Source organism: Neolewinella aquimaris (assembly GCF_014197245.1).
Taxonomy (GTDB): domain Bacteria; phylum Bacteroidota; class Bacteroidia; order Chitinophagales; family Saprospiraceae; genus Neolewinella; species Neolewinella aquimaris.
On sequence record NZ_JACIFF010000001.1, the window covers coordinates 935,324 to 950,647 of the forward strand.

12 protein-coding genes are annotated in these 15,324 nt (G+C 59.5%); 7 read left to right on the top strand and 5 right to left on the bottom strand.

The window, feature by feature from the left end:
* The first annotated feature begins 87 nt into the window (after positions 1–87).
* A complete protein-coding gene (locus GGR28_RS03700) occupies positions 88–852 on the top strand; it encodes a sterol desaturase family protein (RefSeq protein WP_183494358.1) in 765 nt (254 codons plus the stop codon).
* Here the strand turns inward: GGR28_RS03700 and GGR28_RS03705 are convergent.
* Positions 836–1,507, bottom strand: a complete 672-nt coding sequence (locus GGR28_RS03705) for a class I SAM-dependent methyltransferase (RefSeq protein WP_183494359.1) — start codon at positions 1,505–1,507, stop codon at positions 836–838. The two genes, GGR28_RS03700 and GGR28_RS03705, sit on opposite strands and share 17 nt — an antisense overlap.
* A gap of 95 nt (positions 1,508–1,602) precedes the next feature.
* Between GGR28_RS03705 and GGR28_RS03710 the strand changes: the two genes are divergently transcribed.
* Together GGR28_RS03710 and GGR28_RS03715 are read left to right on the top strand one after the other, a co-directional pair.
* Entirely contained in the window at positions 1,603–2,616 is a 1,014-nt protein-coding gene (locus GGR28_RS03710) for a Smr/MutS family protein (RefSeq protein WP_183494360.1), read from the top strand.
* A gap of 59 nt (positions 2,617–2,675) precedes the next feature.
* The gene (locus GGR28_RS03715; protein ID WP_183494361.1) at positions 2,676–3,455 is read left to right on the top strand and encodes an OmpA/MotB family protein; all 780 of its coding nucleotides are present in this window, start codon (positions 2,676–2,678) and stop codon (positions 3,453–3,455) included.
* Here the strand turns inward: GGR28_RS03715 and GGR28_RS03720 are convergent.
* The 3 genes from GGR28_RS03720 to GGR28_RS03730 all read right to left on the bottom strand — a co-directional run bounded on the left by GGR28_RS03720 (position 3,421) and on the right by GGR28_RS03730 (position 8,398).
* A complete protein-coding gene (locus tag GGR28_RS03720) occupies positions 3,421–5,145 on the bottom strand; it encodes a hypothetical protein (protein WP_183494362.1) in 1,725 nt (574 codons plus the stop codon). The genes GGR28_RS03715 and GGR28_RS03720 overlap by 35 nt on opposite strands.
* 81 nt (positions 5,146–5,226) lie before the next feature.
* Positions 5,227–6,276 (bottom strand): PA0069 family radical SAM protein, encoded by a 1,050-nt coding sequence (locus GGR28_RS03725; RefSeq protein ID WP_183494363.1) that lies wholly within the window; start codon positions 6,274–6,276, stop codon positions 5,227–5,229.
* A gap of 1 nt (position 6,277) precedes the next feature.
* Positions 6,278–8,398 carry a heavy metal translocating P-type ATPase gene (locus tag GGR28_RS03730; RefSeq protein ID WP_183494364.1) on the bottom strand — a complete coding sequence of 707 codons (2,121 nt, stop codon included), beginning with the start codon at positions 8,396–8,398 and terminating at the stop codon, positions 6,278–6,280.
* 73 nt (positions 8,399–8,471) lie between these two features.
* On the opposite strand from GGR28_RS03730, the gene GGR28_RS03735 reads away from it, so the two are divergent.
* Positions 8,472–9,296 carry a phosphopeptide-binding protein gene (locus GGR28_RS03735; RefSeq protein WP_183494365.1) on the top strand — a complete coding sequence of 275 codons (825 nt, stop codon included), beginning with the start codon at positions 8,472–8,474 and terminating at the stop codon, positions 9,294–9,296.
* Positions 9,297–9,372: 76 nt separating this feature from the next.
* Here the strand turns inward: GGR28_RS03735 and GGR28_RS03740 are convergent, their stop codons facing one another.
* On the bottom strand, positions 9,373–10,959 hold the full coding sequence (locus GGR28_RS03740) for an alanine/glycine:cation symporter family protein (RefSeq protein WP_183494366.1): 1,587 nt from the start codon (positions 10,957–10,959) through the stop codon (positions 9,373–9,375).
* Positions 10,960–11,037: 78 nt separating this feature from the next.
* Here GGR28_RS03740 and GGR28_RS03745 point away from each other — a divergent pair, with 78 nt between their 5' ends.
* From GGR28_RS03745 to GGR28_RS03755, 3 genes are all read left to right on the top strand, one after another.
* Positions 11,038–11,619: an RNA polymerase sigma-70 factor gene (locus GGR28_RS03745; protein ID WP_183494367.1), complete on the top strand. Its 582-nt coding sequence runs from the start codon at positions 11,038–11,040 to the stop codon at positions 11,617–11,619.
* Positions 11,620–11,737: 118 nt separating this feature from the next.
* Positions 11,738–12,598 (top strand): FecR family protein, encoded by an 861-nt coding sequence (locus GGR28_RS03750; RefSeq protein WP_183494368.1) that lies wholly within the window; start codon positions 11,738–11,740, stop codon positions 12,596–12,598.
* Positions 12,599–12,610: 12 nt separating this feature from the next.
* Positions 12,611–15,304: a TonB-dependent receptor gene (locus GGR28_RS03755; RefSeq protein WP_183494369.1), complete on the top strand. Its 2,694-nt coding sequence runs from the start codon at positions 12,611–12,613 to the stop codon at positions 15,302–15,304.
* Positions 15,305–15,324 lie beyond the last annotated feature (20 nt).

Consider the following 15,324-nt stretch of genomic DNA (forward strand, 5'->3'; position numbering starts at 1 on the left):
AGCGGAAGGGAGGGCAGCGCGGTATATTTGCCGCAGGGCAGCACCACCGTACCCGATGCTTTTCGCTGCCAATATAAACGCTTGCGCATGCTCGGTCACTGGTTATTTTGGGTAGGTGCCTTGTTCGTGGTCATTTTCGTGCGCTATTTGCTCTTTAGCGGACTGTACCACTACCTGCTGCGCCTGAAGCTGCGGGAGCGACTGCGTCACCGGATCTTTCACTACGAGGTGGGGGCGGGTGCGCAGGTGCAACGTGAAATCCGACGTTCAGCGATCGTTTCCCTGATCTTTGCCGCCTTCGGAATCCTGGTGCTCTATTTGTGGCAAGCGGGACACACCAAATTGTTCCTAAACCTGGACGGCCCCCGTGATTTTTTCTGGTTGATTGCCGGGCCGGTCGCGTTTTTGATGGCGCAGGAGACATACTACTACTGGATTCACCGGTGGATGCACCGACCGGGTATCTACGAACGCGTGCACCGGTGGCACCACGAGAGCATCGAGACAACCGCCTGGACGGCCTTCAGTTTTCATCCACTGGAGGCGGTACTTCAGGCCGTGTTTCTTCCCCTCAGCGTTTTGATTATTCCAATGCACGCACTCGCCTTTCTTACTTTACTGGCAATCATGACCTTATCGGCTACGATCAATCACGCCGGTATCGAAGTGTTTCCGGCGAGTTGGTCGCGGATACCGCTCGTTCGCGGACTCATCGGGGCCACCCACCACGACGCCCACCACAAGCAGGCGAAGTACAACTTCGGTCTATACTTCACCTTCTGGGATAAGTGGATGGGGACCGAAAGTCCCCGGTTTCGGGAGCAGTTTCGCCGGTTTACCCGGCCGGAATAGACGGCTCGAAGGTGCATACCCACGCCCGGTAAACGAAGATTCGTTCGGTACGGAGGACTTCTTCCCGCCCGATGGTCCAACCACGGCTGGTGAGGGCCGTGCGGTAGTCCGTTGCGGCGTGCTGCTGTGGGTGAAGCAGGTCGCCCGGAAGCATGCGGAATACCGGCTGCAACCAATCGTGGCGGTGAACGTCGCTGGTGAGCAACAACCGGGTGCCGGGGCGCGCCGCGGCGGTCAGGGCATCCAGGCTACCCGCCCAGTCGCTGACGTGGTTGATGGCATTGATGCAGTAGATCGCATCAAAGGGAGCCGCGGGCACGAGCTGTTCCAGTGGAAGTTCCCGGAAGTCAACGTCAGGATATCGGTTGCGGGCAAAAATATCGAGTGACTCGTAGCGACTCAGTAGGGGATCTACCGCGGTGACCCGCTGCCGGTCGTGGAGGTGCATAAAAATGCCGGCCGGACCGCAACCTGCGTCGAGTACGCGAAGCCCGTCTTCGACCGGCCAATCCAGTTGTGCCAGCAATTTGCGCCAGTATTCATTCTTAGCGGTCAGGTAGGCACGGGGAGACTGCCCGTGCAGGTACCGGCGCCACCACCGGTGCTCCAAACTCTGGGCCACCCGCCACCGCCACGATAGGCTACTTTTCCCCATGGCCCGCAAGGTATGACACCGACCTGCATGAAGACGTCCGCGGACACAACAACGCCGTACCCTAAACCTTTACATCTACACCAAATATCTATCCAATGAACTTCAAAGTAGGCGACCGCGTGACCATGTTACGCACCAACAAAACGGGGACGATTTCGTCCCTATTAGGCAACGACCTGTTTCAGGTAAGGCTCGACGGCGGCATGGGGTACTTACCCGCCCCGAGCCACGCCATTGCGCTGCTCACTGAATCCACCGCCCCGACAGCTATCGGAATATCCCCGCCTAAAGCTGCCTCTCCAACGCGCGACAGCTCCCACGACACCGGGGTACAGCTTGCCTTCGACCCGGTATTCAACGGAGAAGGCGAACCGGAGAGCTACCAGCTTTACCTGATCAACGGTACGGGCAGTAAAATTCTCTACGAGTTAAAGGTGCACACCGGTAGTACCAAGCGGGCGTCGAAATTCGGCCCCCTGCTCGCCTACGAGCGCCTTAAGTTTGAGCTAATTCCCTACCACTGGCTGAACGAGCGCCTCCAGGTCGATCTCGACGTGCGGGCGGTAGTCGAAGGAGGCACCGGCCCCCGCCACTTTCAACAACTCAAAATAAAGCCCAAGCAATTTTTCAGCAGCTTCCGGGAAGTGCCGGAACTGAGCCGGGGCGCCCACCTGTACCGCGTGTTTCCCCGGCTGGACAACAGCTCGGTGGCGGACCGGAACAGCGGCCCCAGCCTGCGGGAACTGACGCGCGCCCAATTGCAGAAGCCGGATCAGGTAGCGGTCGCCGCACCGAAGGAGAATGCGCTACAGGCCCGTGCGGAATTCAACGACACCCTCGATCTGCACCTGGAGGCCCTCGTCGACGATCCGGCCAGCGTACCCCGTCACGAAGTACTCAGCACCCAGATGCGCGCCTTCGATGCGTTTATGGACCTTGCACTCCGGCTCGATGTCGGTCAGGTGTACGTCCTCCACGGCGTAGGCGACGGGGTGCTGAAGGCGGAGGTGCACAAACGGCTGAAGCACGTTCCTTTCGTACGTAAGTTTCACAACAGTTACCACCCGAAGTACGGCTACGGTGCCACGGAAGTTCTCTTCGAATCGTAACCCATCACAACGCTAATCCGGCCCGCAATCCCGTTATTGCCGCACCAAACGTATACCGAATGAAAATTTTCCCCCTCGCCTTCCTACTGCTGGCCCTGCTGAGTTGCAACAAAGGCAAGATCACGGAGCTCGAAACCAAGCTATCCGGCGCCCAGAGCGAGAACGAACTGCTTAAGGGACAGCTGGAAAGCGTACAGCGCACCAACGGCGACCTGCTGAACCGCATGGAGGACCTCTCGGTCATCTCGAAGGAAGGGGCCACCAGTATCCGCGAGAGCCTACAGAGCCTAAGCGGTCAGACCAGCTACATCAACGAGCTGAACCGCAGCATCCAGCGCAAGGACAGCATTAACCTGGCCCTGGTGACCAACCTCAAGCGCAGCCTCGACAACATCGACGACGACGACGTAAAGGTCGAAGTACGGGGCGGTAAGGTGCTCGTAAGCATCAGCGACAACCTGCTGTTTGCCAGCGGATCGAGCCGGCTCAATCCCGCCTCGTCCAACATCCTCGACAAGGTAAGCCGGGTACTCAACGACCACCAAAACATCGACGTGATCGTGGAAGGACACACCGACAACGTGCCCGTCAACGGCCGTGGAATCCAGGACAACTGGGAACTGAGCACCATGCGTGCGGCCTCGGTCGTCCGTCAACTGGTCAATAATTTCGGGGTGGACCCCTACCGCCTTACGGCGGCCGGCCGGGCCGATAACGATCCACGCGGCGACAACGATACGCCGGAGGGACGGGCCATGAACCGCCGCACGGAGATCGTGATCACACCGGATCTCGATGAGTTCTTCAACCTTGCGCGGGATCAGGGGACGGACGGATAAAGGGAATTGCCGGGGTCGCGGGAGCCGTGATGTTCGGAACGGCAAGCCGCGCCGTGATGGGTCGCCGGCACACGCTGAATCCTTCCTTTACCGGGAGGCACAATTCCGCCTCCAGGGGAAAGGTCCGCATGTTCCGATCATCGATCATGCGCAGCGGCCAGCTGCGTTCGGTTTCCAGCGTTACATTCAGCACGGCCCGGCGGGCGTCGTAACTGGTCGCCACTACGCGGGCGTCCATGGTTTCCCCCGGTACGCCGATCGATAATTTTTGGGCATCGAAGCGGCCGGCGGCATCGAGGGGGTTTTCCCGATCCTCGACGTTGACGGCCAGGTGCCACTGCAGGGCGTACTGCCCCGTATTGCGGCGGTGCAACTCGAAGCGGGTGCCCGCCAGATCGACCAGGGGGTGAGCCGAGGTATTCAGTTGCTCGGTCACCGGCACCCGGATCGAGGGCATGGACCCCCGGGAGGGCAGTACGAGCACGTAGGAAACCGTGACCACCTTATTGCCGTCGGACCGAAACAGCGACGGCGCCGTATGACCGCTGAGGGTGAAGGAAATGCCCCGGTCGGTGGGGGAAACCGACAAGCCGGGAGCACCCTGGTATACGCCACCGGTAAGTTGCTCCAGGTGCCAGGCGGCGCCCGCCAGGGCGGCGGGGAGTCCGGGAATGCCGACGGTGTGGTGGTGGGCGGCCCCCTCCCGCAGGGGAACGGAAACTCCCGATACCGGACGCATGCCGGCAAAGTAATCGGCAATCTCCTCCGGGCCGGGCAGGCGGTAAAACATTGCTTCCCGGGTGTACGGGCCACTAAAATCAGTATAGACGATCGTTTCCCAGTCGCTGCCCGTGAAGGTATTCTCGTTTTCGCGGCGGTGACTCAGGCTGCTGTTTACCCGGGCGGTCAGGGGGAGGGATACATTTACGCCCACGGATTGCTCCGCCGCGATGACTTCCTTACTGTCCGTGAGGTGTTTGATGAGTACGCCATCGAACTGCCGGAGGTAATACGCTTCTCCGAGGTATTCCGGATGGGCCTCGTAAAATTGCCACAGGCGGGCCATCAGTTCGGTGGTACGCGCATCGTTGGCACCCAAGACTTCCGAGAGCGGACTTTCGAAGCTGCCCGCCATGGCCAGTACGCTGCTGCTGCGTTTGGCGTCGGTATCCAGGGCCGCGGCAAAGGCGGCGTACGGGGGTTTGAAGCCGGCGTCAAGGGAAGACTTCAGATAGCCGCCGCAGTTTTTTGTCAGTACGAATGCATCGAATCCCTCCCGCGGCTGTGGAAGTAAGTTCACGCCCTCCAGTTCGTTGTACAGCAGGTTGGTCGGGCTGTAGCGAATGGCATCGAGGGGGGCGGTGATCTCCCGCCCGGAAAAAACGTAGCTCAGGAGATTGCCGCCGTTGATGTCGGCTTTTTCTACTCGGGTGCGCAGGGAACGCTGGCCCAGAAATTTTTCGATCGTGGGCGGGGTGTAGTCACGCTTCCCCTCGCTTTTCGTGAAGCCGCAGAAGTCGTAGTGGCGTTCGAACACGCCCTGTAAAGCTCCGCCCAGGAACAGCCGGCTGTACGCGCGCTCGGGAGGCCAGGGGTCTTCGTCCTTCTTGCGTCGCCGCTGGGCGGTGGCGGGTTCGGGAATCAGTAGTACGAGAATAAGAATGACCAGGAGCGGGCGGATGTTGGACATATAGTGTGGGGTATAACGGAAGGCTACTGATCTAATTGAAAATGTCGTTCCCTTATTGTATTACCGCTGCGGGTCAATGCCCTAAAAGAGACGGAGTTGGGGCTGCCGTCCTCGCTCGAAAGGCTCGAAGTCGTAGGCGGGCCAGTCGGGCGTGCCGGGGAAGTACTTCCGGCGGGCCAGTTCGAACTGTTGCTGGATGAGCTTTGCCAGTTCTCCCTCTCCGCTGTGCCGGATGCCGAACCGCTTTTCCCCCAGATTGCCGCCCCTACAGTCGCGGATGCGATTGAGGACGCGTTCGGCCCGGTCGGGATAGGTTTTCCGAATCCAATCGGTAAAAATATCGGCGATCTGATCGTTCAGGCGTACGATGCTGTAGCCGATCTTCCGGGCACCGGACTCGGCGGCCCGCCGGGCGATGGCAATCAGTTCGTGGTCGGTCAAACCCGGGATAACGGGCGCGATATTCACCATGACGGGCACCCCGGCGGCACTGAGGGTCTCGATGGCCCGGAAGCGCTGGGCAATGGTCGCGGTACGCGGTTCCAGCATCCGTCGTACGTCTTCTTCCAGCGTCGTGATGCTGAAACAGACGTGGACCAACTGCTGCGAGGCCATCTCGGTAAGGATACCCAAATCCCTGACGATCAGGCTGTTTTTGGTGATCAGTCCGACGGGATGCTTGAAGTCGCGCAGAACCTCGAGGCACTTACGGGTTAATCCAAATTTTCGCTCCGCGGGCTGATAGGCATCCGTATTGCCCGACATCATGATGGGCATGGGGAGGTAGGACTTTTTCACCAGAGACTGACGCAGTACACTGGGCGCTTCCTCCTTATAGAGAATCTTGGTTTCGAAGTCGAGTCCTGCGCTGTACCCCCAGTACTGGTGAGTGGTGCGCGCGAAGCAGTACACGCAGCCGTGTTCGCACCCCTGGTAGCAGTTCAGGCCGTAGCCGTTACCCAAATCGGGGCTGGTGATCTTATTGAGGATTGTTTTGGGGTGGGTGGGAATGTACTCGGTACGCAGCGCATCTTCCGGATCGGGCAGCTCGTCGTAGCGCAGGTTGTCGTACGGGTTGTGGGTATTGATTTGGGCACCGCGCCCGCGGAGCTTATCGTTCGGGCCGGCCACCTTAGCGTCGCTTCAGTCGAATGGCGTTGCCGATCACCACCACGTCGGAAAAGGCCATGAAGAGGGCGGCCCACATGGGATTAAGGTAGCCGAGCGCGGCCAGCGGAATGGCAACGATGTTGTAGCTGAAGGCCCAGAAGAGGCTCTCCCGAATCGTTTTGACGGTAAGGTGGGCAATGCGCCGGGCCTCTACTAGCAGGGAAAGATCGTCGCGCATGAGCACCACCTGAGCGGCATCGAGGGCGGCGGCACTGGCTCCCCCCAGGCTGATACCGAGGTCCGCCCGGCTCAGGGCGGCGGCGTCGTTGATGCCGTCTCCTACCATTGCGGTCGGCTGCTGATCGCTCAACTGGGTGATGCGGTCGAGTTTTTGATCGGGCAGTTGCTCGGCGTAAACCCGGTCGATCCCCACGGCAGTTGCTACCCGTTCGGCCTTTTCCCGGCGGTCTCCGGTAAGCAGCACCGTTTCCACCCCCTCCCGGTGGAGATTGCGGATGAGTGCGGGTACGCCATCTCGCACGGTATCGATTAGGGTAAACCAGGCAAGTACCTCATCCCCCCGCCGCAGGACCACGTCGGCATCCTCTACCTTACCGTGAGCTGCGCCCAGATAGAAATCGCCCGAAGTAAGGCCGAGCCCGGCAGTCTCCTCCACACTGAGGGTGCCGGCAAAATCTCGGTACGTCCGGTCACTCGGCTCCGCCATGGGTTGCTTCCACAGGTAGTTGCGGATCGAACCGGCGATGGGGTGCGAGCTGTATCCTTCCATTTCGAATACGAGCCGGTGGATAATAGCTGGGTCGTAACCCACTGCAACGGTAAACTCACCAATTTCCAAATCGCCCGTCGTGAGGGTGCCCGTCTTGTCGAATACGATCTGCTTAATTCCATCAAGGGTTTCGACGGTACTGCCGCCGCGGATGAGCACTCCGGCCCTGGCAAGTCGACCGACCCCGACCATTACCGCAGTGGGAGTAGCCAAACCCATCGCACAGGGGCAGGAAATGAGCAGTACGGCGATGGCGTTCATGAGTGCCTGGGTGGCCGTTGCGTAGCCGGTGAGCCATCCGACCAGGAAGGTCAGCACGCTGATGGCGACCACTACCGGGACGAAGATCGCGCTGATGCGGTCGGCCAGGCGCTGCAATTTCGGTTTGTCGGCCTGGGCCGTCTTGACCAGTTCGATGATGCGGGCCAGGGTGCCATCGCGGTAGGTTTCGGTGACTTCGATGGTGGCCTGGCCGGAAACCAGGATGCTTCCGCCCAGGAGCCGCTCCCCCACCCGCTTTTCTACCGGTAGGCTTTCGCCGGTGAGCATGGACTCGTTCACGCTGCCGCCGCCCTCGCGAAGGGTGCCGTCGAGGGGCACGCGGTCCCCCGTGTTGACCCGCACCAGGGTGCCGGGTTTTACTTCATCGACCGGTAGGGTAACGATCGTGCCGCTGGGCATCACCGCGCGGGCGGTTTCCTCCCGCAGTGCCGTGAGTGAACCGATGGCGGTAGTCGTCCGCTCTACGGCACGGGCCTCCAACCAGTTGCCCACCAGGACCAGGGTGATGATGGTAGCCGCCGTCTCGAAAAAATAGTAGCGGGGCTCCAGGAGGTAAAGGCCTACCAAACTGTAGACGAATGCCGCGGTAGCCCCCAGAAAGATCAGGACGTCCATGTTGAGCATCCGCTGCCGCAGACCGGCGAGGGCCGACCGTCCGAAGTGGAGCCCCCCGATCAGGTAAACCGGCAGCGTAAGGCCAAACTGCACCCACCCGTTTTCGAGTAAGGGCACCTCCAGCCCGGTCATCATCACGAAGTGGCCAAGCAGCAGTGGAAGGGTAAAGGCCGCACAGATCAGCAACCGGCGGTGGGCCGTCAGTCCGGTGGGGACAGCAGGGGTGCCGTCGGCATCGTCTTCGACTACCGTGTAGCCCAGCTTTTGAATTCCGGCCTTCACTGCTCCTGCGTCCGCGACCAAATCGTCCTGCCGGTAACGCACTTCCCTGGTCTGGAAGTTGACCATCACGTCCTGCAGACCCTCCCGTTCCAGGAAGCGCTGAATGGACATGGCGCAGTTGTTGCAGTCCATCCCGTCGACCCGTAATTCTATAATATCTGCGCGTTTCGTCACGAACTAAATGGTATTAAGTAACTTCTAGAGGTAACGCCCGACCGGGCAATACGGTTAACTTAAACACGCTACCATGAAAACGTTCCACACCCTACTTCTTATCTCCCTGCTCGGCCTGTGGGCCTGCGGCGGCGACACTGAAGAAACCGCCATGGACCAGGGCGGCGTCGAGGAAGAAGACGGCACCCTGATCGGATCGGGCAACCCCAATAATGACGCGATCACGCTTACGGACATGCCTCCGACCGAGGATTTCCCCAATGCCAGCATCGACGATTGGTCGTACGACGCCGGCACCTTTAACTATACGATCAGCGGCGGCTACACCCTCGGCCGGCAGACCGATGACGCGAGTTCCGTAATGTGCGCCAATTCCGATAAGGGGCAACACATTCACCTCATCATCGACAACGAGCCCTACATCGCCAAGTACGAGCCTACGTTCAACCAGCCCATGACCAACGGTGAGCACTACCTGCTGACCTTCCTGAGCCGGAGCTACCACCAGTCGATCAAAACCGACAAGGCCCACCGCGCCGTGAAGGCCAGCGTCAACAACAACAGCTTCTCGAACCCGCAACCCATTACCGAACCGATGCTGTTCTACAGCCGTCCGAAAGGAACCTACACGGGTAAGGCGGAAACCGAGAACGTGATGCTGGACTTCTACCCCGTCAACGCCCCCCTCGGCGATGAGTACCAGGTCAAGGCCAGTGTCAACGGCAAGGAATTCATGATCGACGAATGGAAAGCCTACTACCTCAAGGGCCTTCCGATGGGCGAAAACACCATCACCCTTACCCTCATGGCCGGCGACAGCATCGTCGACGCGCCGCTGAATCCCGTCGTGCGGACCTTCACCTTACAGGAGCTGCCAACCGAAGCGGCCGGGAAATAATTTCCGCTCTGTCTTCTACGCAAAAACGCCCCGGCTACCTGACGGTAACCGGGGCGTTTCTTGTTTAGCGTTATGATTAGTCCTCGAAACGGGTGATCTCGCCACTCTTGACCCGGGCCCGGTAACTCGAGAGGGCCCGTCGGACATTGGGCATCAGGATGTAGAGCCCCAGCACGTTCGGGAAACACATCGCGAAGATCATCGCATCCCCAAAATCGAATACGGCACTAGCCGAGATGGCCGATCCGATGACGACGAAGATGCAGAAGATGATCTTGTACACCGCCTCGTTGGTTTTGCTTTCCCCGAAGAGGTAGGTCCAGGACTTCAGGCCGTAGTACGACCAACTGATCATGGTTGAGAGCGCGAAGAGGATAACCGCCACGCCGAGTACGACGGGGAACCAGCTGATGACGCTTTCGAAAGCGGCCGAGGTAAGGGTGATGTCACCGACCTGTCCGCTCGTCTTGTTGGCAAATGCGGCATCGGCACCGTAGCCTCCGTAGTTCGTGATGATGATCACCAGGGCGGTCATGGTACAGATCACCACGGTATCGATGAAGGGCTCGAGCAGGGCGACGATTCCCTCGCTGATGGGTTCGTCGGTCTTGGCGGCCGAGTGGGCGATGGACGCCGATCCGACGCCCGCTTCGTTACTGAAGGCTGCCCGACGGAACCCTTGAATCAGGACTCCGATGATGCCGCCGTAGAGGGCCTTTGCGTTGAAGGCACCGTCGATGATGGTTCCGAAGGCCGCCGGTACGTCCGCAATATGGTATCCCAGCACGACCAGGGCGCCGAGTACGTAAATACCGACCATGAAGGGAACGACCTTGTCCGTCACCCGGGCAATACTCTTAATGCCACCGATGATGATGAGGCCCACGGTGATGGCCATGGCCACGCCGAAGATCCACCCGCGACCGTAGAAGAAGCTGTCTACCCCACCGGTCACTTCCGTCAACTGTTGGGTAGCCTGGTTGATCTGCACCATGTTACCTCCGCCGAAGCTGCCGCCAATACAGGCGATGGAAAACATCACGGCGAGTACCTTGCCCAAGGTAGCCCAACCGGGCCCCTTTTCCCGTAGTCCCTTATCGAGGTAGTACATCGGACCCCCGGACACCGAGCCGTCGGCGTGCACGTCGCGGTACATCACACCGAGGGAACACTCTACGAATTTAGAGGTCATACCCAGCAAGCCGGCAATGATCATCCAGAAGGTGGCTCCCGGCCCGCCGAGGGCTACGGCATAGGCCACTCCGGCGATGTTACCGACGCCGACCGTGCCGGAAAGCGCGGCGGTCAGGGCCTGAAAGTGGGAGACCTCCCCGGCGTCGTCGGGGTCGTCGTACTTCCCCCTGACCACGTCCAGGGCGTGCTTAAAGCCGGTAATGTTAATGAAGCCCATGTAGATGGTGAATACCGTAGCACCTACGATCAGCCAGGGCAACACGAAGGGGATCTCGAAACCGCCAATGGGAACCGTAAAGAAGACAATCGACTCTACTACCTGGGTAATGGGCTCAAAAACGGCCTGGATTTTCTCGTCAATGGTAGTTCCGGTGGTCTCGACGTCTTCCACCAGTGCCGGATCTTCCTGGGCGAATAAGAGGAGCGGGCCGAGCACCGATAGAAGTAAAAAGTAAAAACGTTTGACCATGCGGTAGATTGATTTGAGCGTGACGCAAGGTAGGAACTTTTTAAAAGCTCAAAAACAACACTACCTTACGACCACGCTATGCCTGCTCTCCCCACCGCTACTGACACCGCGCTCTTCGCAGCCCTGCGGACGGGTGAATCCGCCGCCCTCGATGAATTGTTTCGCCGCCATTACGTAGAACTCTGTCGGGTGGCCATCCGACTGGTAACCGACGGGGCCGCAGCCGAAGACATCGTGCAGGAAATGTTTACCAGCCTGTGGACGAAGCGGGATAAACTACCCGAGGAGACACCGGCGGTCTCCGCCTACTTACGCCGGTCCGTACGCAACCGCAGCCTGAATTTTCTGCGCGACCGCAAACGCATTCCCGTCGACAACGGGGACATCCCCGAAAACTCCACCGATACCCAGTATCAGCCCGCGGCCGCCCTCGAACAAGAGGAACTGCAGGTTCGCATCAACCGGGCCATCGACCGACTGCCGGAGCGCTGCCGCCTGGTCTTTGTGATGAGCAAAGTGGAGGATATGGCACACCGGGAAATCGCCGAAGAACTGGGGATTTCCGTCAAAACCGTTGAAAACCAGATGACCCGGGCCTATAAGTTCCTTCGGGAGTGGTTAGCGCCGGCAATTCTACTAATCTTCGCCTACTTTGGTTAATTTGAGCCCATCGAGTCAGCCAACGGACCAAACTCCGCCAAAAGCACCCCCACCCTTTGGGGGGCTTACCTACATTTGGGGTCCAGTCAGTGAAGCACCCACTCACGAACTTTAACCCATGCGTCTAGATCACAAGGACATCGACCGATTGGTCTCTACTTACCGGGAGGACTTTACCCCCGACGTGGAGAAAGGGTTGCGGCGGCTTCACGGACGGATTACTCCCGTCCGGCAATTGCGTCCTCATTCCCGCCAGACCTACCTTTTCGGGGCCGCGGCTGCCATCGCCCTGCTCGTCGCCTTCTTTTTCCTCTTCATCGGCACGGGCAACCAGCAACTGCTGGTCAACCACACCGGTGCCCCCCTCGCGTTTGACCTGCCCGACGGCACCCGGATCGTCCTGCAGCAGGGCAGTGAGGCTGGCTACAATGCGGACGAGTACAACCTCGAAACGCGGGAGGTGCAACTCGACGGCCAGGCCTACTTTGAAGTGCGCCCGGATGCCGACCGTCCTTTCCTCGTTGCGAACGGCGACAGCGAACTGCGGGTGACGGGTACCGCCTTCAATTTGCGTACGGAAGGCAACGTGATGGAAGTAGAGGTTTCGGAAGGATCCGTTACGCTTGAGCAGGCCGGGGAACGCATCGCCGTAGCCGCACTGGAGTGTGGCCTCGCCGAAGCCGGTAAACCCCTCCGCCATGCCGCCTCGCCGAACCTCAATCACCACGCCTGGCGTACCGGAGAGCTCAAGTTCGACCACACGCCCATTTCCGAAGTCATTGGTTATTTCCACGACAACTGGGGCATCGAGTGCACCTGGGCCGGAGCAAAGGAGTGCGACTACGCCGTAAGCGGCAATTATCAGGGCGGGGACGCAGGAGCAGTGCTGGAGGATATAGCTAAGCTCGGTGGCCTTACCCTTACCGCAACCAGTACCGACGGTAAACATTATGAGTTGAGCGGACCTTGTCCCTTATAAACCCTTCGCTTCATGGGATGGCCGCGCCTGCTGTTGATCGTACTACTGCTGGGCGGGCCGCTGGCACGCCTCAGCAGTCAGCAGGAACAGGAACGATTTGCGCTGCCCCGGCGGGTCGTCACGCTCGAACAGGCCCTTACCGCCCTGAATGATGCCGGTGCCCACCTCAGTTACCGGCCCGATCAACTACCGGATAAGGCCATTCGCCTCCCCGGCGGCCGGCGCACCCTGGCCCGCTGGCTTGACCTCTTGTTGCGGGATACGGAGCTGACTTATTCTCAAGGGGCCGCTGGATACCTCGTGCTCCCCGATCCCGATCTCCTGAACCGGACGTTCAGTGCGTTCGGCATGATTACCGACTCTCGTACCGGTGAGCGGCTCATCGGCGCTACGGTGCAGTGGGTGGACCGGGGCACCGGTACCCAAACCAATGAATACGGATTTTTCACCCTCCCTTCCCGGGGGGGCAGTCAGCGGCTACGCGTCACGTACATTGGATACTTCCCCTTCGAGCAGGAGGTGTTGCTGCGGTCCGACACCCTCGTCAACCTGGCCCTGCAGCCCAATCGTGAGCTACCCCAGATCATCGTTACCGCCGCCGGAAACGAGGGAGAAAGCAGTAGCTACCTTGAAACCGGTACCAGGATCGGGCGGGCGGAAGTCACCCAGCTCGGCGGTCTGGGGGGGGAAGCGGACCCCCTGCAACTGGCCCGACTGCTCCCCGGAGTAACCAGCGGAGCGGATGGCATCGGTGGCGTCTTTATTCGCGGCAGCGAAGCGGGTCACAACTTAATTTTACTCGATGGGGTGCCGGTATACGGCCTAAACCACGCGGGTGGACTGTTCAGCATTTTCAGTAATCAGGCGATTCGGCGCATCGATTTATACAAGGACGGATTACCCGCCCGCTTCGGGGGTCGGATCGGTGGCGTACTCGACGTACATACCCGTGACGGCAACCTGTACGAGAATGAACTTACGGTGGGAAGCAGCCTACTGAGCGCCCAGGTGTCAGCGGAAGGGCCGATCAAACCGGGGGAAAGCTCCTATCTCCTTACGGGCCGGTATTTCTGGGCGGGGAAGCTGATTCGGGAATACAGTCGCCAGTACAAAAGCAAGCGCGGCCGGCGGGGGCTTACCGACTATGATGTTTACGATCTTAACTTCAAACTAAACCAGCGAGCCGGCCGGCGGGGAAGGATCTACCTCAGCCTCTATTCCGGTTCCGACGATTACACCAACTCCAGTTGGCAATCTAAGACCATCTCACAGACCACCGAGGCCGGTGCCACATTTTTGTACACCACTCCCGTATCCCGCAGGGAGGACCTAAAGTGGGGGAACACCGTAGGCGCCCTGCGCTACAACCACGTATTCTCCAATCGCACCTTCGGCAATTTCCGCCTCTCCTACAGCGATCTGCTTACCCAATCCGCCTTCGAACGGTCGGACAGCCTCCTCAACCTCACCAACGGTTACGCTCACGGGGATGTCTTTAGCGGCAGCTACGCTTCCCAAATCCGGCAGTTTGGTTTTGCCTTTGACGGACAAACCAGTCTTGGCGTAAGCAACTTCGTCCGCTACGGCGCGGAAGTCAATGCCCACCGGTTCGAACCCCACCTGCTCAACGGGAACGAAAAACTGGCGGTATACATCAGCGAAAATACCGACCAGTCCGACGGTGCCCACCACCCGCTGCAGTACACGCTATACGGTTCGTACAACGGCACCGTGGGCAGCACGTTTTACCGCTTAGGACTGCGGGGCGGACTGTGGAGTAATCAGGGTAAGGGCTACTTCTCCCTATCCCCACGAGTGGTTCTGGCGGGACCCCTCTCGCCTACCGTCGACTGGCAAGCCACTTACGACCGCACGGTTCAGCCCGTTCACCTGCTGAACAGCTTCGTGATCGGTCTGCCGTCCGACCTGTGGGTTCCGTCCGCGCCCACCCTGGCTCCCTCAACCGCCGATCAGGTCAGCGGTAAGATCAAGTTCAGTCCGTTTCCGACCTGGAGCGTGGAATCCGGAGTTTACTACAAAGCCTTACACCGCCTGGTGGCCTATTCCGAAGGGTCCCAGACCAGCGACAACTGGATGCAGAACCTTAGCCGGGGCAGCGGTGAGGCGTACGGTTTTGAAACGGTGGCGCAGCGCAGCCGTGGCCGATTGCGGGGTTGGCTCAGTTATACCTTAGCCCGTAGCCAGCGCGACTTCGACGATCAGATAAACCTCGGACGTCCCTTTCCTTTTCGCTACGATCGGCGCCACTCCGTTAAATTGCTCATGATCTACCAACTTGCGGAGCGAACCACCATTACGGGAAGTTGGCGCTACGAGACGGGTCTGGCATATAGCCTGAGCCTCGAAACCATACAGGATCCCGCCATTGGAGGATCGGCCGAACTGCCGATCACCAGCGAACGCAACGGCTACCGGATGCCACCCAACCACCGCTTCGACCTGAACCTGCATACCACCCTCAGCGCGCCCGGAAGCAAGTTCACTCACTCGATTGATGTCGGCGTCTACAATCTTTATAACCGCCACAATCCGGTCTACTTCGAAACCCGTCCGGAATACTATATCGACGAAGACGAACTACTTAGTCGCACGCAGTTCTACCAGATATTCGTCGCGCCACTGTTGCCGGTTCTCAGTTATCACCTCACCTTCAGCAGCGGGGAGCAACCATTTTTTGGTAGATAGTTGACAATAGAGTATTTTTA